The 20,293-nt window shown below is 75.7% G+C and carries 19 protein-coding genes; 14 read left to right on the top strand and 5 right to left on the bottom strand.

Annotation, left to right across the window (positions count from 1 at the left end):
- Positions 1–32: 32 nt before the first annotated feature.
- Positions 33–2,432, bottom strand: coding sequence for a SpoIIE family protein phosphatase (locus ACFO3M_RS10755; protein ID WP_387988584.1), 2,400 nt, complete (start codon positions 2,430–2,432; stop codon positions 33–35).
- 119 nt (positions 2,433–2,551) lie between these two features.
- Between ACFO3M_RS10755 and ACFO3M_RS10750 the strand changes: the two genes are divergently transcribed.
- Entirely contained in the window at positions 2,552–3,451 is a 900-nt protein-coding gene (locus ACFO3M_RS10750) for a hypothetical protein (RefSeq protein ID WP_387988583.1), read from the top strand.
- Positions 3,452–3,455: 4 nt separating this feature from the next.
- Here the strand turns inward: ACFO3M_RS10750 and ACFO3M_RS10745 are convergent, their stop codons facing one another.
- A complete protein-coding gene (locus ACFO3M_RS10745; RefSeq protein ID WP_387988582.1) occupies positions 3,456–3,929 on the bottom strand; it encodes a hypothetical protein in 474 nt (157 codons plus the stop codon).
- Entirely contained in the window at positions 3,922–4,287 is a 366-nt protein-coding gene (locus ACFO3M_RS10740) for a hypothetical protein (RefSeq protein ID WP_387988581.1), read from the bottom strand. Before ACFO3M_RS10740 ends, ACFO3M_RS10745 begins: the two co-directional genes overlap by 8 nt.
- A gap of 62 nt (positions 4,288–4,349) precedes the next feature.
- On the opposite strand from ACFO3M_RS10740, the gene ACFO3M_RS10735 reads away from it, so the two are divergent.
- The gene (locus ACFO3M_RS10735; protein WP_387988580.1) at positions 4,350–5,255 is read left to right on the top strand and encodes a PaaX family transcriptional regulator C-terminal domain-containing protein; all 906 of its coding nucleotides are present in this window, start codon (positions 4,350–4,352) and stop codon (positions 5,253–5,255) included.
- On the opposite strand, the gene ACFO3M_RS10730 is transcribed toward ACFO3M_RS10735, so the two are convergent.
- Entirely contained in the window at positions 5,225–6,217 is a 993-nt protein-coding gene (locus ACFO3M_RS10730; RefSeq protein WP_387988579.1) for an aldo/keto reductase, read from the bottom strand. The two genes, ACFO3M_RS10735 and ACFO3M_RS10730, sit on opposite strands and share 31 nt — an antisense overlap.
- A 133-nt stretch (positions 6,218–6,350) precedes the next feature.
- Here ACFO3M_RS10730 and ACFO3M_RS10725 point away from each other — a divergent pair, with 133 nt between their 5' ends.
- The 4 genes from ACFO3M_RS10725 (at position 6,351) to ACFO3M_RS10710 (ending at position 10,149) form a co-directional block, all read left to right on the top strand.
- On the top strand, positions 6,351–7,361 hold the full coding sequence (locus tag ACFO3M_RS10725) for a siderophore ABC transporter substrate-binding protein (protein WP_387988578.1): 1,011 nt from the start codon (positions 6,351–6,353) through the stop codon (positions 7,359–7,361).
- 79 nt (positions 7,362–7,440) lie between these two features.
- Positions 7,441–8,397 carry an ABC transporter permease gene (locus tag ACFO3M_RS10720; RefSeq protein WP_387988577.1) on the top strand — a complete coding sequence of 319 codons (957 nt, stop codon included), beginning with the start codon at positions 7,441–7,443 and terminating at the stop codon, positions 8,395–8,397.
- Positions 8,387–9,394: an iron chelate uptake ABC transporter family permease subunit gene (locus tag ACFO3M_RS10715; protein WP_387988576.1), complete on the top strand. Its 1,008-nt coding sequence runs from the start codon at positions 8,387–8,389 to the stop codon at positions 9,392–9,394. Before ACFO3M_RS10720 ends, ACFO3M_RS10715 begins: the two co-directional genes overlap by 11 nt.
- Positions 9,391–10,149, top strand: a complete 759-nt coding sequence (locus ACFO3M_RS10710) for an iron ABC transporter ATP-binding protein (protein WP_387988575.1) — start codon at positions 9,391–9,393, stop codon at positions 10,147–10,149. The genes ACFO3M_RS10715 and ACFO3M_RS10710 overlap by 4 nt, the downstream gene beginning before the upstream one ends.
- A gap of 85 nt (positions 10,150–10,234) precedes the next feature.
- Here the strand turns inward: ACFO3M_RS10710 and ACFO3M_RS10705 are convergent, their stop codons facing one another.
- Positions 10,235–10,906 carry a peptidyl-tRNA hydrolase gene (locus tag ACFO3M_RS10705; protein ID WP_387988574.1) on the bottom strand — a complete coding sequence of 224 codons (672 nt, stop codon included), beginning with the start codon at positions 10,904–10,906 and terminating at the stop codon, positions 10,235–10,237.
- Between the two features lie 137 nt (positions 10,907–11,043).
- On the opposite strand from ACFO3M_RS10705, the gene ACFO3M_RS10700 reads away from it, so the two are divergent.
- The 8 genes from ACFO3M_RS10700 to ACFO3M_RS10665 all read left to right on the top strand — a co-directional run.
- On the top strand, positions 11,044–12,516 hold the full coding sequence (locus tag ACFO3M_RS10700) for a S8 family serine peptidase (RefSeq protein ID WP_387988573.1): 1,473 nt from the start codon (positions 11,044–11,046) through the stop codon (positions 12,514–12,516).
- Between the two features lie 107 nt (positions 12,517–12,623).
- Complete coding sequence (locus ACFO3M_RS10695; RefSeq protein ID WP_387988572.1) at positions 12,624–14,405, top strand: N-acetylglutaminylglutamine amidotransferase; 1,782 nt, start codon at positions 12,624–12,626, stop codon at positions 14,403–14,405.
- An 11-nt stretch (positions 14,406–14,416) separates the two neighbouring features.
- On the top strand, positions 14,417–16,174 hold the full coding sequence (gene ngg, locus ACFO3M_RS10690; RefSeq protein ID WP_387988571.1) for an N-acetylglutaminylglutamine synthetase: 1,758 nt from the start codon (positions 14,417–14,419) through the stop codon (positions 16,172–16,174).
- Positions 16,171–16,557, top strand: coding sequence for a fluoride efflux transporter FluC (locus ACFO3M_RS10685; protein WP_387988570.1), 387 nt, complete (start codon positions 16,171–16,173; stop codon positions 16,555–16,557). Before ngg ends, ACFO3M_RS10685 begins: the two co-directional genes overlap by 4 nt.
- Positions 16,554–16,904, top strand: a complete 351-nt coding sequence (locus ACFO3M_RS10680) for a fluoride efflux transporter FluC (RefSeq protein WP_387988569.1) — start codon at positions 16,554–16,556, stop codon at positions 16,902–16,904. Before ACFO3M_RS10685 ends, ACFO3M_RS10680 begins: the two co-directional genes overlap by 4 nt.
- Positions 16,905–16,978: 74 nt before the next feature.
- The gene (locus ACFO3M_RS10675; protein WP_387988568.1) at positions 16,979–18,370 is read left to right on the top strand and encodes an alpha,alpha-trehalose-phosphate synthase (UDP-forming); all 1,392 of its coding nucleotides are present in this window, start codon (positions 16,979–16,981) and stop codon (positions 18,368–18,370) included.
- Entirely contained in the window at positions 18,367–19,107 is a 741-nt protein-coding gene (gene otsB / locus ACFO3M_RS10670; RefSeq protein WP_387988567.1) for a trehalose-phosphatase, read from the top strand. Before ACFO3M_RS10675 ends, otsB begins: the two co-directional genes overlap by 4 nt.
- Positions 19,108–19,413: 306 nt before the next feature.
- A partial coding sequence (locus ACFO3M_RS10665; RefSeq protein ID WP_387988566.1) for an MCP four helix bundle domain-containing protein occupies positions 19,414–20,293 on the top strand: 880 nt, incomplete at its 3' end.

Below are 20,293 nucleotides of genomic sequence, written 5' to 3'. Positions count from 1 at the left end.
ACCCCGCGGAGGGGCCGGGAGGACTCCGTCCGCTAGCCGAAGCGGACGGCGATGAGCGCGACGTCGTCGCGGCCGTCGAGGGTGCCGCTCACCGCGGCGTCGCACAGCTCGCGGGGCGAGGCGTCGGCCGGGGTGGCCGACACCCGCTCCACCAGCGCGGCGATGCCCTGGTCGAGGTCCGAGCCGGGGGTCTCCACCAGCCCGTCGGTGTAGGCGAGCACCGTGGAGCCCGGCGGCAGCCGCAGGGTCCGCGTCCGCCGCTCGGCGGTGGCGTCGACGCCGACCAGCAGGCCGGTGACGCCGTCGACCGGCCGCACGGACCCGTCGGGTGAGCGCAGGAGCAGCGGCGGGTGGCCCGCGTTGGCCAGCTGCGCCGTCCAGGCGCCGCCGGGCCCGTCCGGGGGGAGGGCGCGCAGGTAGGCCATCGTCGCCAGCGAGGCGACCCGCAGGCCCTGCACCAGCCGGTCCACGCGGGTGAGCACCGTGCTCGGGGAGGGGTCGGGGGCGTCCCAGAGGCAGGCGCGGATGAGCCCCCGCAGGTGCCCCATCGCGGCGGCCGCGGCGACGTCGTGGCCGGCGACGTCGCCGACGACCATCCCGACCGACCCGTCGGGCAGCTGCAGCAGGTCGTAGAAGTCCCCGCCGACGTCGGCGGCGGTCGAGGCGCTGACGTAGTGCGCGGCGGCCTCGAGCCCGGGGATCTCCGGCAGGTCCGGCAGCAGGGACCGCTGCAGGGTGTCGGCGACGGCGTGCTCCTGCTGGTAGAGCCGCACGTTGTCCATGACCAGGGCCGCCCGGCGGGCGAGGTCCTCGACCAGCCCGACGTCGTCGGGGGTGAACGGGCGCTCCGGGGAGGTGCGCACCAGCGTGATCGCCCCGCGGGTCCGGCGGCGGGCCACCATGGGCGCGCTCAGCGCCGACGCCGCGCCCAGCCGCCCGGCGATCTCCCGGGCCACCGGGGAGGCGGTGACGTCGTCCAGCCGCTCGGGCAGCCGCTCGACCAGCACCGCGCGCGAGGTGGTGATGCTGCGCTGGCTCGGCGAGTCCGGGGGCAACCGCAGGGCGTGCCCGGCGTCGAACCGGCGCAGGTCGGTGCGCTGGTGCTCGCGATCGCGGGAGACCAGCTCCCGGACCTCGCCGGACTCGTCGACCAGCGTGATGACCGCCCAGTCGGCCAGCTGCGGCACGCACAGGGCGGCCAGCCGGTCGAGCACGTCGGCGATGTCGAGGGTGGCGATCAGCGCGCTGGTCGCCTCGGCCATCAGCGCGAGCCGGGCCTGGGCGCTCTCGGCGTCGCGCTGCGCCCGCTCGGCGTCGCGCTGGGCCTGCTCGGCGACCGCGCGGGCGAGCTCGGCCTCCCGCCGGGCGGCCTGCTCGGCGGCGAAGGCCGCCTCCCGCTCGGCCTCGACCCGCACCCGCTCGGTGACGTCGGTCTGCACGCCGACGAAGCTGACCAGCTCGCCGTCGCCGTCGAACACCGGGCTGATCGCGAGCTGGTTCCAGAAGGCGGTGCCGTCGCGGCGGTGGTTGAGCAGCGTGACGGTGACCGCCTCCCGCGCCCGCGAAGCCGCGCGGATCTGCTCGACGCTCGCCCGATCGGTGGTGGGGCCCTGCAGGAAGCGGCAGTTGCGACCCACCGACTCCTCGTAGGAGTACCCGGTGATCCGGGAGAACGACGGGTTGACCCAGACCAGGGGGTCGTCCGGCTGGCGGGGGTCGGTGATGGTGAACGCGATGTCGGTGGCGACGACGGCCCGCTCGCGCAGCGCCTGCAGCTCGGCGTCGGCGTCCTCGCCGCCCGCGTTCTCGACCTCGAGCAGCACCACCAGCGACAGCTGCTGGCTGCTGTCCGGCTGGGAGAGCGGGAAGCCGGTCACCCACAGCAGCCGGTCCGCGCCGCCGTCGTCCTCCCGGGCCCGGCCGGCGTCGGTGCTGCGGCCCGGCGAGAGCCGCACCGCCTCGCCGGTGACCGGCCGGCCCTGGGCCACCAGCGACAGCGGGCCGCTGGTGCGCGCGAGCGGCGCGCCGCCGAGGTCGGTGAGCCCGGCACACGCGCCCCAGGTGTCGACGTCGACCGGCAGGCGGACGTTGCCGGCCATCTCGACCGCGGCGGTGTTCGCGTAGGTGACCGCGCCCGACTCCTGGTCGATGAGCAGGACCGCGACCGGGACGTCGGCCAGGACCGCGGGCAGGGCGGTGGACGCGGCGTGGTCCCCTCGGTGCTCGGAGACGACGGCGGTGGCGGCGCTGACGACGCCGGCCTGCCGGTCGGTGGCGTCGTCCCCGGCAGGTGCCGTGGCCTCGGCCATGGCGGCGCGGGTGCGGGGCGGGATGCCGTCACCGGACGGCGAGTCGGTGGGACCGCCGACGCCGGGGAGCACGCCGGGCGGCGGGCCCTGCCCCTCCTGCGGTCGGTTCCCGTCCGGTCGCACGCAACCAATCTACCGGCCGCCCGGGCCGACTCCTCCCGACCGCCAGGTGACCTGCCCGGACAGGTGTGCGCGGCTGCGTGACGGGCACCCTCCCGGGGACCACTCGGGAGGGAGACGTCATGGGACTGCTCGACCGGCTCCTCGGCCGGCGCCGCGCGCCGGAGCCCCCGGCCTACGGCGGCTACGACGGCTACGCCCCGCCGCCCGCACCGGCCCCGCCCGCGGCCCGGCGGGCCTCCGGCGACCGCCCGCTGACCGACCAGCAGGCCATCGAGCGCTACCGCTACCTGCTGAAGACCGCGCCGCCGGACCAGATCGAGCAGGCGCACGCGGAGGCCTTCGCCCAGCTCACCCCGGAGCAGCGGCAGGAGGTGCTCACCCAGCTCGCGGCCGGCGTACCGGCGTCCGAGCGTCCGCGCAGCGACGACGCCCAGACGCTGGCCCGGGTCGCCACCCGCGCCGAGCTCCGCCAGCCCGGGTTCCTCGAGCGGACCTTCGGCGGCTACGGCGGCGGCCCCGGCTACGGGGGCGGCGGGTACGGCCCCGGCTACGGCCCGGGCTACGGCCCGGGCTACGGCGGTGGCGGGTACGGCTACGGCGGCGGCTACGGGCCCCGGATGGGCGGCTTCGCCGGCTCGATCGGCGGCAGCCTGCTCGGGACCATCGGCGGCCTCGTCGTCGGGACGGCGGTCGCCGACGCGCTGTTCGACACGGGCCTCGGTGACGGCGGCCTGTTCGGCGGCGGCGACGAGGAGGCCTACGCCGAGGGCTACCAGGACGGCGCCGGCGGCGACGGCGGCGGTGACGGCGGCGGCGGTGACGGCGGCGGCGGCGGCGGCGACTACGCGGCCTCCGAGGGTGGCTACGGCGGCGACCCGGGCGCCGACTTCGCCGGCGGGGCCGACAACGGCTTCGACGGCGGCGACTACGGCGGCGGGGACTTCGGGGGCGGGGACTTCGGGGGCGGGGACTTCGGGGGCGGGGACTTCGGCGGCGACTTCGGGGGCGGCGACTTCTGACCGCTCAGGACCGGCCGGGACCGTCCTCGGGGACGGTCCCGGCCGCCTCCTCCCCCGCCGCCACGTCGGCCTGGTGGCGCAGCCACAGCAGGCCGAGCACCGGCAGCACCAGCGGCACGAACCCGTAGCCGCGGCCGAACGCCGACCACACCGTCTCGTCGGGGAAGGCCGCCGGGTCCACCAGCGACAGCACGCCCACCACCAGCACGCCGGCCAGCTCCACCGAGCACGCGACGACGGCGGTCCGCCGTCCCGCCCGCCCGCCGCGGGCCAGCCCGACGGTGGCGACCAGGTAGACCACCGCGGCCAGGGCCGACAGCAGGTAGGCCACCGGCGCCTCGTCGAAGCGGGTGGCCAGCTGCACGCCGGCCCGCGCGCCGGCTGCCAGCGCGAAGACGGCGTAGACGGCCACCAGCACCCGGCCCGGCCCGGCGGCGGTCCCGCCCGGCGCGGTGCCCCGCGCGTCCCGCTCAGGCACCGGGGGCCTCCCAGAGCTGCACCAGCCGCCAGACCATGACGGCGGTCACCAGCGACGCCACGGCCAGCACCGTCCCCGCCCAGCGGCTGGGCTCGGTGCGCGACCACAGCACCCCGGCCACCGGCAGCAGGACGACGCCGGCCAGGTAGCCCACGAAGGTCGCCGTCTCCGGGGGCCGCTGCCCGTCCGCCAGCGCCACCGCCGCCACCACCGCCTGGACGACGAGCAGCACCTCGAGCACCGCGGCGCCGGCCAGGTGCAGCAGGCCGATCCGCCGGCGGGCGAGGGTGGACGCCAGGCCGGCGAGGGCGACGAGCAGGGCCACCGCCGTGGCCGACCAGACGAGGAGGGCGTTCATCGCCTCCCATGATCGCGCGCCCTCCGGGGGAGCCGGGAGCGGGCGCGGGGTAGGCACGGGCCATGACCGTCCGCGACCTGGTGGTGGACCTGTGCGCCGAGCACCTGGACGCCGTCACGGGCGACCCGGTGCCGCTGCAGGCCCTGGTCGGCCTCCTCGCGGCGTGCGGGGTGGCCGAGCCGAGCACCCGGGCCGCCGCGTCGGCGCTGCGCCGCGCCGGGTGGCTGACCGCGTCCCGGCGCGGGCGGGAGACGCTGCTCGCCCCGACCGCGGCGCTGCGCGCGGCGGTCACCACCCGCTGCGACCGGGTCCGGTCGCGGCTGGGCCCGTGGGACGGGGAGTGGCGGATGGTCGTCTACGGCGTGCCGGAGACCGACCGCGCGGCCCGCGAGCGGGTGCGGCGCGGCCTGGCCCGCGCCGGCTTCGGCCCGCTGGCGCCGGCCACGTGGGTGTCGCCGCACGCCGCCGCGCTGGAGGAGGTGCGCGCCGAGCTGGCCGGCGAGCGCACCTCCCGGCTGGACCTGCTCACCGCGCGCGTGGCCGACCCGCGGCTGTCCGACGCCGACCTGGCCACCCGCTGCTGGGACCTCCCCCGGCTCGCCGCCGCCTGGACCCGGGTGCTCGACCGGCTGCGCGCGGTCGCGGACGCGGTGCCCCAGGGCCCGGCCGCGCTCGGCCGCCACCTGCGGCTGCGGGCGGACGTGCGGGCGGTGCTCACCGGCGACCCGCTGCTGCCCCCGGCGCTGCAGCCGGAGGCCTGGCCGGCGCGCGAGGTCCGCGACGCGTGGGCCGACGCCGGCGCCCGGCTGGCCGCCGCCGCCCGCGCCCACGTCGCCGAGGTGCTGGGCGCCGTCACGCCCCGGACGGCCGCGTGGTCCGGCCTCCCCGCAGGGGCCCGGCGCGAGCGCGCGAGGGGTGGGGGCAGCGAGGTCCTCCGTCAGCGGTGGACGCCGGACATGTCCGGGTAGCGGTCGCCGACCGCGGCGCCGACCGGGGCGGCCTCGTCGAGCCGGCGCAGGTCGTCGTCGGACAGCTCGACGTCGGCGGCCGCGGCGTTCTCCTCGAGGTAGCGCACCCGCTTGGTGCCGGGGATCGGCACCACGCCCGGGTTGCCCCCGCGGTCGCTCTGCGCCATCACCCACGCCAGCGCGAGCTGCGACGCCGTCACGCCCTTCTCGTCGGCGATCTCGCGCACCCGGTCGACCAGGCGCAGGTTCTGCTGGAACGCCTCGCCCTGGAACCGCGGGTTGTGCCGGCGGAAGTCGTCGGGCGCGAGGTCGTCGACGCTGCGGATCTGCCCGGAGAGGAAGCCGCGGCCGATCGGCGAGTAGGCGACGAACCCGATGCCGAGCTCGGCGCAGGTGGCCAGGACGCCGTCCTCCTCGGGGTCGCGGCTCCACAGCGAGTACTCGGTCTGCACGGCGGTCACCGGCTGGACGGCGTGCGCGCGGCGGATGGTCTCCGGCGCGGCCTCGGAGATGCCGACGGTGCGCACCTTGCCCGCCTCGACCAGCTCGGCCAGCGCGCCCCAGGTGTCCTCGACCGGGACGGTGGTGTCCACCCGGTGCTGGTAGTAGAGGTCGACGACGTCGACACCGAGCCGCTCGAGCGAGGCGTCGCAGGCCCGCCGCACGTAGTCCGGCCTCCCGTTGATCCCGCGGAACGAGCCGTCCTCGCCGCGCTCGTTGCCGAACTTGGTCGCGAGCACCACCTCGTCGCGGCGGCCGGCGATCGCCTTCCCGACCAGCCGCTCGTTGGTGAACGGGCCGTACATGTCCGCGGTGTCGAGGAGGGTGACGCCGAGGTCGAGGGCCCGCTGGATGGTGCGCTCGGCCTCGGCCTGGTCGCCGGTGCCGTAGAACTCGCTCATCCCCATGCAGCCCAGCCCCATGGCGGGGACGGACAGGGACCCGAGGGTGCGTGTCTGCATGGGCCGCTCCTGCCCGCCGGTGGAGGGGGGCAACCGGCCGTGAGGGGACCCCGCCGTTCCGTTGCCCCGGGGGCTGTGACAGGTTAGGCCGTCCTCAGTTAGGGCAGCCTGACCTACTTCGAGCAGGAGAACGATGCGCACCGCGACCCGGCCGCTGGCGGCCGCCTCCCTGTCCCTGGCCACGGTCCTCGCGCTCGGCGCGTGCTCGTCCGACGGGCCGGTGGCCGAGGCCTCGACCGACGCCGGGACCGTGACCTGGACCTGGGACCGGAACACCGCCGCCGAGGACCAGGAGCCGGAGTACGAGGAGACGACGGTCGAGGTCCCGGTGGACCCCGAGCGGATCGTGGTCTTCGACATGGCCAGCCTCGACACCATCGGCGCCCTGGGCGGGGAGGTCGCCGGCGCCCCGCTGGACTCGGTGCCCGACTACCTGCAGCGGTACCTGGCCGACGACGCCTTCGACGCGGGCACCCTGTTCGAGGCCGACCTGGTCGAGATCGAGTCGCAGCAGCCCGACCTCATCGTCATCGGCGGCCGCTCCTCGACGCTGTACGAGGACCTCAGCGAGATCGCGCCGACCGTCGACCTGAGCCTGCGCGGCAGCTACACCGAGACCCTCGAGCGCAACGCCACCTTCCTCGGCGAGGTGCTCGGCGCGGAGGACGCGGCGGCCGCGGCCGTCGCCGACCTGGAGGCGGGGATCGAGGAGGCGCGGGCCGCCACCGCCGACGCGGGCACCGGCCTCGGCCTCATGGTGGCCGGTGGCGAGCTCAGCGCGATGGCCCCGGCGGGCGACGGCGCGGACGCCCGGGGCGCCCGGGGCGGTCTCATCTACGACGCGTTCGGCGTGCAGCCCGTCGTCGACGACATCCAGGCCGCCACGCACGGCGAGCCGGTCTCCTTCGAGTTCCTGCTCGAGACGGACCCCGACCACCTGTGGGTCGTCGACCGCGACGCCGCCACCGGCGAGGAGGGCGCGCAGGCGGCCGCGGCGGTGCTCGACAACGACGTCGTCGCGCAGACGACCGCCGCCCAGCAGGGCCAGATCCACTACCTCGACCCGGTCGCCTGGTACGTCGTCTTCGGTGGCATCGACACCACCCGGATCATGATCGACGACGTCCTGCAGATCGCCGGCTGAGTCCCGCACCTCCGCCGTGACGGCACTCGACACGGGTCGGACGAGCACCCCCGCCCCGGCGCGCCCCCGGCGCACCGGCGTGGGGGTGCTCGTCGGCGTGCTGCTCGCGGTCCTCGCGGTCGCGAGCCTGTTCATCGGCGTCTCCGACGTCTCCCCGGTGTCGGTGCTCACCGGCGGGTCCGACGGCACCGCCGCCTTCCTGCTCGGAGCCACCCGGATCCCGCGCACCGTGGCCCTGGTCCTCGCCGGCGCCTCGCTGGGCATCGCCGGGCTGATCATGCAGATGCTCGTGCGGAACAAGTTCGTGGAGCCGAGCACCACCGGCGTCACCGAGTTCGCCACGCTCGGCATGCTCGTGACGACGGTGTTCCTGCCGGGGCTGGCCGTCGTCGGCAAGACGGCCGTCGCCGCGGTGTTCGGCCTCCTCGGCACCTGGGTGTTCCTGCGGGTGGTCCGGGCGGTGCCGGTCCGCCAGCTCGTCCTCGTCCCGCTGGTCGGCATCGTGCTCGGCGGCGTCGTCGGCGCGGTGACGACGTTCGTGGCCTACCGCCTGGACCTGCTGCAGTCCCTCGGGCAGTGGGCGCAGGGCAGCTTCGCCGGCGTCGTGCAGGGCCGGTACGAGCTCGTGTGGATCGCCGGCGTGATGGTCGTCGTCGCCTGGCTGGCCGCCGACCGGTTCAGCGTCATCGGCCTCGGCGAGGAGTTCGCGACCAACCTGGGGCTGGACCACCGCCGGTGGGTGGCCGTCGGGATGGTCGTCGTCGCGGTCATCACCGCGGCGGTGCTCGTCACCGCGGGGCTGGTCCCGTTCCTCGGCCTTGTCGTCCCGAACGTCGTCAGCCTGCTGATCGGCGACAACGTCCGCCGCGCGATCCCGTGGGTGGCCGCGCTCGGGGCCGTGTTCGTCGTCGCCTGCGACGTCCTCGCCCGGGTCCTGCGCTTCCCCTACGAGATCCCGCTGTCGGTCGTCGTCGGCATCGTCGGCGCGGTGCTGTTCCTCTGGCTGCTGCTGCGGAGGGGGAGCCGTGCTCACTGACCCCGCCCCGACGACGGTCCGCCCCCGCGCGGCGGTGCGCGTGCGCCGGGCCGGGCCCGCCGCCCGCCTGGCCGTGCTCGGCGCGGTCGTCGTCGTCCTGACCGCGCTCTACCTGTTCACCGACGTGCCGGGGTCGCTGGCCTACGCGCTGGAGAAGCGCGGCCTGACCGTGGCCGCGGTCGTCGTCGTCGCGGCGGCGGTCGGGGTCTCGACGGTCGTCTTCCACACGATCACCCAGAACCGCGTCCTCACCCCGTCGATCATGGGGTTCGACGCGTTCTACGTGCTGGTCTCGACCGTCGTCGTCTTCGCCGCCGGGTCCGCGGCGTTCCTGGCGGCGGACCCGCTCGTCCTGTGGGCGGTGCAGGTGGCGGTCATGGTCGGGTTCAGCGTCGTCCTGTTCACCTGGCTGTTCGGCGGGAAGCGGCGCTCCATCCACCTGATGCTGCTGGTCGGCGTCGTGCTGGGCACGTTCTTCCGCGCCTTCAGCGAGTGGATGCAGCGGATGCTCGACCCGCTGGACTTCCAGGTGCTCTCCGACGCCTTCTTCGCCTCCCTGACCCGGCCCGACGAGACGCTGCTGGCGCTCACCGCGGGCCTCGTCGTCCTCGGCTGCGCGGTGGTGGTGCCACTGCTGCGCACCCTCGACGTGCTGACCCTCGGCGAGCCGGCCGCGGTGGGCCTGGGCGTCGACCACCGGCGCGTGGTCCTGACGCTGTTCCTGGTCGTCTCGGTGATGGTCGCGGCGTCGACGGCGCTCGTCGGGCCGATCCTGTTCTTCGGCCTGATCGTCGCCAACCTCGCCTACTCGTGGGCCGGCTCGTTCCGCCACGTGTGGACGGTGCCCACGGCGGTGCTCCTCGGCGTCGCCTGCCTGCTCGGCGGTCAGCTGGTCCTGGAGCGGGTGCTCGGCTTCGGCGGCACCCTCTCCACGGTCATCGACTTCGCCGGCGGTCTGTTCTTCCTGTACCTCGTCCTGCGGAAGGGGGCGCGGTGATCGCGCTCGAGGGCGTCACCAAGCGCTACGGCGGCCAGACGGTGGTCGACGACGTCACGATCCGCTTCGGCGGCGAGGGGGTGACGGCGCTCATCGGTCCCAACGGCGCGGGCAAGTCGACGCTGTTCGGCCTCGTCGGCCGCCTGGTCCGGCCGGACGCCGGCCGGGTCACGGTGGACGGCCTGGACGTCGCGACGACGCCGTCGCGGGAGCTGGCCCGGCGCCTGGCCGTGCTGCGCCAGGACAACCACGTCGCCGCGCGCCTGACCGTCTCCGACCTCGTGGAGTTCGGGCGCTTCCCGCACTCCCGGGGCCGGCTCACCGTCGCCGACCGCGAGCACGTCGACCGGGCGATCGCCTACCTGGAGCTCGACCCCTACCGGGACCGGTACCTCGACGAGCTCTCCGGCGGTCAGCGCCAGCGGGCCTTCATCGCGATGGTCCTCGCGCAGGACACCGAGTACGTGCTGCTCGACGAGCCGCTCAACAACCTCGACCTGCGGCACATGACCGAGATCATGCGGCTGGTCCGGACGATGGCCGACGAGCTCGGCAAGCGGGTCGTCACCGTGCTGCACGACGTCAACTCGGCGGCTGCTCACGCCGACCGCATCGTGGCCATGCGGGACGGCACCGTCGTCGCGGACGCCCCCGCGCGCGACGTCATGCGTCCCGAGGTGCTCGCGGCCGTCTACGACACCACCGTCGACGTCCGCGAGATCGACGGCCGCCCGGTCGCCCTCTACTACGGCTGAGCGCGCGGTGTCGACCTGCTGTCGTCTCCGTGCGCGGGAGACGACACCAGGTCGACACGCGGCGAGGACGCGCGGGCGCGCCGCGCTAGGCCCAGCGGGCGAGGGCGGTGCTCGTCCCGGGGGCGACCACGGTGAACCCCGCGTCGACCACCTCGACGTCCGCCCGCGGGCGCAGCGCCGTCCACCGCGCGGTGTCGGGGTGCTCGACCACCACGGGGAAGCCGGCGGCCGCCCAGGCGTCGAACCGCCCGTCGCGCATGCGCACCGCCGACAGCTGCGCGGCGTGACCGCAGGCCGCGGCCGCCTTGCCCAGCGGCAGGAACGGCTCGGGGCAGACCGAGACGACGAGCGGGCCGCCCGGTTCCGGGTCGACCACCGGCCGGGCGCCGGGGTCGTCGAGCTCGCTGCCGGTCAGCTGCAGCTTCGCGACCTCCGGGGGGATGGCGTCGGTCGGGCCCGGCACCAGCGCGCGGACCTCCGCCCCGGCGACCGCGGCGGTCACCCCCGGGAGCCCCGAGACCCGGTCCCACGCGACCCCCCGCGCCCGCCGGCAGTGCTTGCGGATCGCCCCGTCGGTCCACCGGCGGACCAGCGGCTCCCACTCCCCGCCGGGCAGCGCCCGGTCGTCGGCGAGCAGCCGCACGACCGCGACCGCCGCCGCCTCGCAGACGGCCGTCCGGCCCGGCGGGTCGACCCGCTCCACACGCGCCACCAGCTGCATCGCCCAGGGCGCCTCGCCCGGCGGGTCGTCGTACACGCCCCCACCCTGCCCAACGGGAGCGGCCGGCCCGGCACCTGGAACCCGGCGACACGCCCGGTCGCCCCCACGGCGTGACCGGCGTCGCAGCGACTCGTTCGAGCAGGGCACCCGTCAGTTCTCAACGAGGAGAGCCCATGACCCGGTCGACCCGTCGCGCGCTCGGAGGAGGGAGCCTGGCCGCGCTGGTCGCCGGCGCGCTGCTGGCCTCCCCCGCCCAGGCGGCCCCCGATCCGCTCGCCCCCGTCCAGGACTTCCTGGCCGACCAGCTCGCCGGCCTGGCCGCCGCCGTCCCCACCACCGTCCTGGTGCACGGGGAGGACGCGCAGGCCGCCCGGGCCGCCGTCGCCGCCAGCGGGATGCGGACCGTCACCGAGTTCGAGCGGATCGGCGTGGTCGTCGCCCGCGGCACCGCCGCCCAGGTCCGGGCCGCCCGCGGCGAGCCCGGCGTCACCTACCTCGAGGGCAACACCCCGATCGAGTTCGCCCAGGAGACCTCCCACACCGCCACGGGCGGCGCGCAGGCCGTGCGGACGCTCACCGGCCCCGACGGCTCCCCGCTCGACGGCAGCGGCGTCTCGGTCGCCGTCATCGACTCCGGCGTCGACCCCACCCACCCCTACCTGCGCGACCCCGACGGCGGCAGCGCCGTCGTGGCCAACCTGAAGAGCCTGTGCCTGCTGGAGACCGCGACGACGCCGGACTGCGTCGTCCGGGTGCCGACCGCGGTCGACACCGACACGCTGTCGGTCGGCGGGCACGGCACGCACGTCAGCGGGATCGTGGCCGGCCGACCGACGGCGCTCCCCGACGGCGGCCGGCTGCAGGGCGCGGCCCCCGGCGCGAGCCTCGTGTCCGTCTCCACCGGCGCGGCGCTGCTCATCGTCGGCGCCGACGCGGCGCTGAACTGGGTCCTGGAGAACCACGAGCACCCGTGCGGCGCGGACGTCCCCGCCGACGTCTGCCCGCCCATCCGGGTCACCAACAACTCCTACGGCCCGAGCGGCGGCGGGGAGTTCGACCCGGAGAGCGCCACGGTCAAGCTGCAGCGCGCACTGGCGGCCGAGGGCGTCGTCACCGTGTGGGCGGCCGGCAACGACGGCGGCGACGGCTCGACGTCGCTCACCAACCCGCCCGGCCAGGACCCGACCGGCGGGATCATCAGCGTCGCGTCCTACTCCGACCAGGACACCGGCACCCGCGACGGCGCGGTCAGCGGGTTCTCCTCGCGCGGCGCCGCGGCCGACCCCTCCACCTGGCCGGACGTCTCCGCGCCCGGCGAGGCCATCACGTCGTCGTGCCGGCCGTACCTGCCGGTCTGCGCCACCGGCCTCGACCCGCGCAACGGTCCCGGCCTGCTCGACCTGGGCACCTTCACCACGATCAGCGGGACCTCGATGGCCGCGCCGCACGTCGCGGGCATCGTCGCCCAGCTGTTCGAGGCCGACCCGGCGGCGACCCCGGCCGAGGTCGAGGAGGCGCTCACCTCGACCGCGCACCGCTATCCCGACGGTGCCGCCTACACCGCGGTCGGCAGCCGGACGACGTCGTACGACAAGGGCGCCGGCCTGGTCGACGTCCCGGCCGCCGTCGCCGCGCTGACCGCCTAGCGGGAGGTCGCGCGGCCCGGTTCCACGTGGAACCGGGCCGTGTGACCTTCCTGTGAACTGGGCCCACCACGTCGCGAGGCCCGGCACCCTGGGGTTGGATCGAACCCATGTGCGGCCTCTCCGGCGAGATCAGGTTCGACGGCTCCCTGGCCGACACCACCGCGGTGGCGCGGATGGTCGAGGCGCTGGTCCCCCGCGGGCCGGACGGCCAGGGCCAGTGGAGCGCCGGCCGGGTGGCGTTCGGCCACCGGCGGCTGTCGGTCATCGACCTCTCCCCCAGCGGCTCCCAGCCGATGGTGGACAGCGAGCTGGGCCTCGAGGCGGTCTTCAACGGCTGCATCTACGACTACAAGGAGCTGCGCGCCGAGCTCGAGGGCCACGGCTACCGCTTCTTCTCCACCAGCGACACCGAGGTCCTGCTCAAGGGCTACCACCACTGGGGCCTCGACTTCGTCGACCACCTGCACGGCATGTTCGTCGTCGTCATCCACGAGCGGGACACCGGCCGGGTCGTCATGGCCCGCGACCGGCTGGGCATCAAGCCGCTGTACCTCGCCGAGACGCCGGGCCGGCTCCGGTTCGCCTCGTCGCTGCCGGCCCTGCTGCGCGCCGGCGACGTCGACACCTCCATCGACCCCGTCGCGCTGCACCACTACCTGACCTGGCACGCCGTCGTCCCCGCGCCGCGCACCCTGCTCAACGGCGTCCGCAAGCTGCCGCCGGCCACCGTCCGCGTCATCGAGGCCGACGGCACCAGCCGCGAGCACCGCTACTGGGAGCCCACCTACGAGCGGCGTCCCGAGCACTCCGGCTGGTCGAACCGCGACTGGGAGGACGCGATCGAGGAGGCGCTGCGGGTCGCCGTCCGCCGCCGCCTGGTCTCCGACATCCCCGTCGGCGTGCTGCTGTCCGGCGGGCTGGACTCCAGCCTGATCGTGGGCCTGCTCGCCCAGGAGGGGCAGACCGGCCTCGCCACCTACTCGATCGGCTTCGAGACCGTCGGCGGCCACGCGGGCGACGAGTTCCGCTACTCCGACGTCATCGCCGAGCGGTTCGGCACGAACCACCACCGCATCCGGGTGTCCTCCGACGAGCTCGCCGCCGCGCTCGGCCACGCCATCGGCGCGATGGCCGAGCCGATGGTCAGCCACGACGTCGTCGCCTTCGACCTGCTGTCCGAGCGGGTCAGCCAGTCGATCCGCGTCGTGCAGTCCGGGCAGGGCGCCGACGAGGTCTTCGCCGGCTACCACTGGTACCCGCCGCTGGCCGACGTCGACCGCGAGGAGGCCGTCGAGCGCTACGCGAAGGCGTTCTTCGACCGCGGCGCGGAGGACATGCGCGCGCTCGTCGGCGAGCGCTACGCCCTCGACGGCGACCCGAGCCTGGAGTTCGTCCGCGACCACATGTCCCGCCCCGGCGCGCAGACCGCCGTCGACGCCGCCCTGCGGCTGGACAGCGAGGTCATGCTCGTCGACGACCCGGTCAAGCGGGTGGACAACATGTCGATGGCGTGGGGCCTGGAGGCCCGGGTGCCCTTCCTCGACCACGACCTGGTGGAGCTCGCGGCCCAGTGCCCGCCGGAGCTCAAGCTCGCCGACGGCGGCAAGGGCGTGCTCAAGGCGATCGGCCGCCGGATCATCCCGCCGGAGGTCATCGACCGGCCCAAGGGCTACTTCCCGGTGCCGGCGATCACCCACCTCGAGGGCAAGGTGCTCGGCCTGGTGAAGGACGCGCTGTCCAGCGAGGCGGCGCGGGAGCGGGCGCTGTTCCGCCCGGAGTACGTGTCCCGGCTGCTCGAGGACCCCAACGGCGAGCTCACGCCGCTGCGCGGCAACAAGCTGTGGCAGCTGGGCCTGCTGGAGCTGTGGCTGCAGAACCACGGGGTCTGAGGAGGCGCACCGTGGCACCCCGGCTCGCCGGGCACCGCCGCCGCACGGCGGTGGCCGGCACCCCCGACCTCACCGGACGCAACTGGATGCGGCCCTCCGAGCACCAGCTGGAGGGCATGGCCGCCGACGTCGTGCTGGACCTGGCGTGGGGGCGCCTGGTCTTCGGCCAGACCTTCACCGAGATGCGCGACATCCTCGCCGCGCTGCGGGCCGAGGAGACCGGGCAGCGCGACATCTGCATCTACGCCCGCGACCCGCACGTCCTCGTCGGCCTCGCGCCCGACGAGCTGTTCATCGACCCCAGCTACACCTACCGGCTGGACCTCTACCGCTACCGGCCCCGCCCCGAGCTCATCCGCGGCGTCTTCGTGCGCACGGTGACCTCGCTGGAGGACATGGTGGCGATCAACGAGATCTACGCCCGCAACGGCATGGTGACCGGCGACCCCGAGACCATGTGGGCCAACCACCGCACCCGCGCCTTCACCTACCTCGTCGCCGAGGACACCCGGACCTCCCGCGTCGTCGGCACGGTCACCGGCGTCGACCACGTGCTGGCCTTCGGCGACCCGGAGGGCGGCACCAGCCTGTGGTGCCTCGCCGTCGACGGGCAGAGCGCGCCGCCCGGCACCGGCGAGGCGCTGGTGCGGGTGCTGGCCGAGCGGTACGTCGGCCGCGGCCGCTCCTACGTCGACCTCTCGGTGATGCACGACAACAAGGGCGCGATCGCGCTCTACCGCAAGCTCGGCTTCGTGCGCGCGCCCGCGGTGTGCGTCAAGCGGAAGAACCCGATCAACACGCCGCTGTTCGCGGCCCGCCCGCCGGGGCTGACCCGGCTGAACCCCTACGCGCGGATCATCGCCGACGAGGCGCTGCGGCGCGGGATCCGCGTCGAGGTGACCGACGCCGAGTTCGGCGAGATTCAGCTGTCCCTCGGTGGCCGCCGGGTGCTGACCCGCGAGTCGCTGTCGGAGTTCACCACCGCCGTCGCCATGAGCCGCTGCGACGACAAGCGGGTCACCCGGCGCATCGTCGAGGCCGCCGGGGTGCGCGTGCCCCGCGGTGTCACCGTGCCTGGTGACGACCTCGGCCCCGCCCGCGAGCTGCTGGCCGAGCGCGGGGAGCTGGTGGTCAAGCCCGCCCGCGGCGAGCAGGGCAAGGGCATCACGGTGGGCGTGACCAGCGAGGAGGAGCTCGCTCGGGCCGTCGACGCCGCGCGGCTGTACTGCCCGGACGTGCTGGTCGAGGAGCTCGTCGAGGGCGAGGACGTGCGCGTCGTCGTCATCGACCACGAGGTGGTCGCCGCGGCGGTGCGCAAGCCCGCGGAGGTCGTCGGCGACGGCCGCAGCACCGTGGCCCAGCTGGTGCGCGAGACCAGCCGGCGGCGGGAGCGGGCCACCGGCGGCGAGTCGCGGATCCCGCTCGACGACGTCACCACCGACGTCGTCCGCGCGGCCGGGTACGCGATGGACGACGTCCTCGCCAACGGGCAGCGGCTGCGCGTGCGGCGGACGGCGAACCTGCACACCGGCGGCACCATCGAGGACGTCACCGACCGACTGCACCCGGCGATCGGCCAGGCGGCGGTGCGGGCCAGCCGGGCGATCGGCATCCCCGTGACCGGCGTCGACTTCCTCGTCCCCGACGTCGAGGGCCCCGACGCGGTGTTCGTCGAGGCCAACGAGCGCCCGGGGCTGGCCAACCACGAGCCGCAGCCCACCGCGGCGCGCTTCGTCGACCTGCTGTTCCCCGAGACCCGCCGGCGGTGAGGGCCCCGACGGCGGCCTGTGCGCTGGCGGCGGCCGGCGGGGCGCTGGGGGCGCTGGCGCGGTGGGGCGTCGCCGAGGCGCTCCCCTCCCCCGGCGCCGGCTGGCCCTGGGCGACGCTGCTGGTCAACCTCACCGGCTGCCTGCTGATGGGCGTCCTCCTCGGCCTGCTCACCGCGGGCCCGGAGCCGGCGTGGGTGCGCCCGTTCCTCGCCGTCGGCGTGCTCGGCGGGTACACGACGTACTCCGCGTTCGCCGTCGAGGTCGTCGAGCTGACCGACGCCGGCCGGGTCCTCCTCGCCGCGGGCTACGTGCTCGCCTCGGTCCTCGGCGGGGTGCTGGCCACGGCCGCCGGCCTGCTCGCGGTCCGGCGGCGGACGCCGTGACCCCGCTGCTGGTCGCGGCCGGCGCGCTGGTCGGCGCGCCGCTGCGGCTGCTGGCGGTCCGCCTCGCGGGGCGGGCGGGCCGGGACCCCGCGGTCGGCACGCTGGCGGTCAACGTCGCGGGCTCGGCCGTGCTCGGCGTGCTGCTGGGCCTCGGTGACACGCCCCCGGCGGTGGTCGCGCTGGTCGGCACGGGCTTCTGCGGGACGCTGACCACCTTCTCCGGCTTCGGCGCCGACGTCGTCCGGCTGGTCGAGGAGCGGGCCGTCGGCCGGGCGGCGGCCTACCTCGCGGCGACGCTGGTGCTCGGCCTCGGTGCCGCGGCCGCCGGGTACCTGCTGGCGCGCTGACCGGCCCTGCGGGTGACGTGGCCGCTGCGTCTCAGTAGGGTCGACGGCGTATGGCCAGGACAGGCGCGGGAGACGTGGGGGCGGACAGTCCCGTCGTCGTGGTGGCCAACCGGCTGCCGGTCGACCAGGTGACCGACCCCGACGGGACGACGCGCTGGCAGCGCAGCCCCGGCGGCCTGGTGACCGCGCTCGAGCCCTTCGTCGCCGGCCGCGGCGGCGCGTGGGTGGGCTGGTCCGGCTCGGCCGGTGAGGCGCCCGAGCCCTTCGAGTCCGGCGGGATGTCGCTGATCCCCGTCGAGCTCTCGGAGGAGGAGGTCGACCGCTACTACGAGGGCATGTCCAACGCCTCGCTGTGGCCGCTGTACCACGACGTGGTCGAGAAGCCGGAGTACCACCGCACCTGGTGGGACGCCTACGTGCAGGTCAACAAGCGCTTCGCCGAGCGGACCGCGGAGGTGGCCGCCGAGGACGCGATCGTCTGGGTGCACGACTACCAGCTGCAGCTGGTGCCCGCGATGCTGCGGCAGCGCCGGCCCGACCTCACGATCGGCTTCTTCCTGCACATCCCGTTCCCGCCCTACGAGCTGTTCACCCAGCTGCCGTGGCGGTCGGCGATCGTCGAGGGGCTGCTGGGCGCGGACCTGGTCGGCTTCCAGCGGCCGAGCGCCGCGGCGAACTTCGTCCAGCTGGCCCGCCGGCTGCACGAGCTGCCCACCCGCGGCGCGACGGTCGAGTACGACGGGCGCACGGTGACCGCACGGGCGTTCCCCATCTCCATCGACGTCGCCGCCTTCGACGAGCTGGCCTCCTCGCCGGAGGTGGTCAAGCGGGCCGCGGAGATCCGCGCCGAGCTCGGCGAGCCGGACAAGATCATCCTGGGTGTCGACCGGCTGGACTACACCAAGGGCATCAGCGTCCGGCTCAACGCCTTCCAGGAGCTGCTCGAGGACGGCGCGATCGAGGCGCCCGGGACCGTCATGGTGCAGGTGGCCACGCCCAGCCGCGAGCGGGTCGAGCACTACGTGCACATGCGGGAGACGATCGAGCAGCAGGTCGGCCACATCAACGGCGTCTTCGGCTCCATCGGCGGGCCGGCGGTGCACTACTTCAACCAGTCGATGCCCCGCGAGGAGCTCGCCGCCCTCTACCGCGCGGCCGACGTCATGCTCGTGACGCCCTACCGCGACGGCATGAACCTCGTGGCCAAGGAGTACGTCGCCGCCCGCGGCGACCTCGGCGGCACGCTCGTCCTGTCCGAGTTCGCCGGCGCCGCCGCCGAGCTCAAGCAGGCGTTCCTGGTCAACCCGCACGACATCGCCGGTGTGAAGAACCAGCTGCTGCGCGCGCTGCGGATCGAGCCCGACGAGGGCGCCCGCCGGATGCGCGCCATGCGCCGGTACCTGGCCAAGCACGACCTCGACCACTGGGCGTCGTCCTTCTTCGACGCCCTGCGCGCCCAGGCGTGAGCGTCCCGGAGGGGACGGCGGCCGCGCTGGCGGCGGTCGCCGCCCGCCGCCCGCTGCTGGTCGCCTCCGACTACGACGGCGTGCTGGCCCCGCTGGTCGGGGACCCCGGCGCGGCGGTCCCCTCCCCCGGCACCGCCGAGGCCCTCGCCCGGGTCGCCGCCGCCGACGGCGTGACCGTGGCGCTGGTCAGCGGCCGCGGGCTCGAGGACCTGCGCGCGGTCAGCGGCTTCACCGGCCCCTACCGCTGGGTGGGCAGCCACGGCGCCGAGTTCGACGGCCCGCTCACCGGCGACCTGGCCGGCCGCCGGGACGCCCTCGCCGGGCAGCTGGCGCCGCTGGTGGCCGCGGTCCCCGGTGCGCGGCTGGAGGTCAAGCCCGCCAGCGTCGCCGTCCACGTCCGGCAGGTGACCGACCCCGCCGCGGCCACCGCGCTGCTGGCGTCCGCGGACGCGGTCGCGGATCCGTCACTGACGAAGAAGCCGGGCAAGGCGGTGCTCGAGCTCGCGGTCACCGACGCCGACAAGGGCAGCGCCGTGCGCCGGCTGCGCACGGAGATCGGCGCCGCCGCCGTCGTCTACCTCGGCGACGACCGCACCGACGAGGACGTCTTCCGCTCCCTCGGCCCGGACGACGTCGGCATCAAGGTCGGCGAGGGCGAGACGGCCGCGACCCAGCGGGTGGCCGACCCGGCCGCCGCCCTCGCCGTCCTCCGGCTGCTCGGCGACCTGCTCGCCTGACCCCCGCCGCGGCGCGTCGCGCGCCGGCCCGGGACGACCGCTCCCCCGTCGCGCGGTCACCGCCCGCTGTGGGTCGACACAGCGCCCCTCCCCCGCGCCGACCTGCACGGACGTCCCCGGGCCCGGCCGGTCACCGGCGGGCTCCGTCGACTCGGCGACGGCGCGGCGGGCGGTCACCGCCTCCTCCGCAACGATCCGTCCCGGGGCGTCTCCGGCAGCGCGGCGTGGGCGCCGGCCGCCGCCACCATTCCTGCTGCACGCCCGTCACACCCGTCGCAGCGTGCACAGGAAGCCCAGGAGGCTCTCGTGAACGCCGCATCCCGCCCGCGTGCCGGCTGGTTCGCCGACCTGCGCGTCAACACCAAGCTCATGTCCCTGCTCGCCGCACTGCTGCTGGTGGCCGGCGCCGTCGGGGGCCTCGCCGTCGTGCAGCTCGGGACGGTGAACGCCGCGGCGGAGAGCATCTACAGCGACGGCGCGGTGCCGCTCAGGGACCTGGCGGAGGCCCAGGAGGCCGTGGGGAGCATGCGGCAGCGCGTGCTGCTCCACCTCGCCGGACCGGTGACGGACAAGCCGCGCCGCGAGCAGGAGATCACCCGGTTCGACCAGGTCTTCGACACCGCGGTCGCGGCCCTGCGCCGGGAGGCGGTGGACCCGGGCCTGCTGGACGGCTACCTCGCGGCCGTCGCGGAGTACCGCACCTACCGGGACGGCACGATCCTGCCCGCGAGCCGGGCGATGGACCCCGCCGTCGACGTGGCGCCCGTCCTCGCCGAGTGCGACCGCCTGTTCGGCGTCGTCGTGGAGGCCGGCGACGCGCTGGGCGCCGCACAGACCGACGCCGTCGAGGGCACCCAGGCGAACGCCGCGGCGTCGTACCACAGCGCCCGGACGCAGGTCCTGGTGATCCTGGTGGTCGGCGCCGTCCTCGGCCTGGCGCTGGCGCTGGTCATCGGCCGCCAGATCGTCCGCCCGCTGCGGCGCGTCCAGCACGTCGCCGCCGGACTGGCCGACGGCGACCTGACCCGTATTAGCGGTCTGCGCTCGCGCGACGAACTGGGCCAGACCGGTCGTGCGCTCGACGCGGCGATGGAGAGCCTGCGCGGCGTCATGGCCTCGGTCGTCGCCTCCGCGGACGCGGTCGCGGCCTCCAGCGAGGAGCTGTCGGCGTCCTCGGCGCAGATCT

The sequence above is a fragment of the Geodermatophilus arenarius genome (assembly GCF_042654585.1).
GTDB lineage: Bacteria > Actinomycetota > Actinomycetes > Mycobacteriales > Geodermatophilaceae > Geodermatophilus > Geodermatophilus arenarius.
Note: the sequence above shows the minus strand (reverse complement) of the source record. Positions and strands in the feature narration are given on the sequence as shown.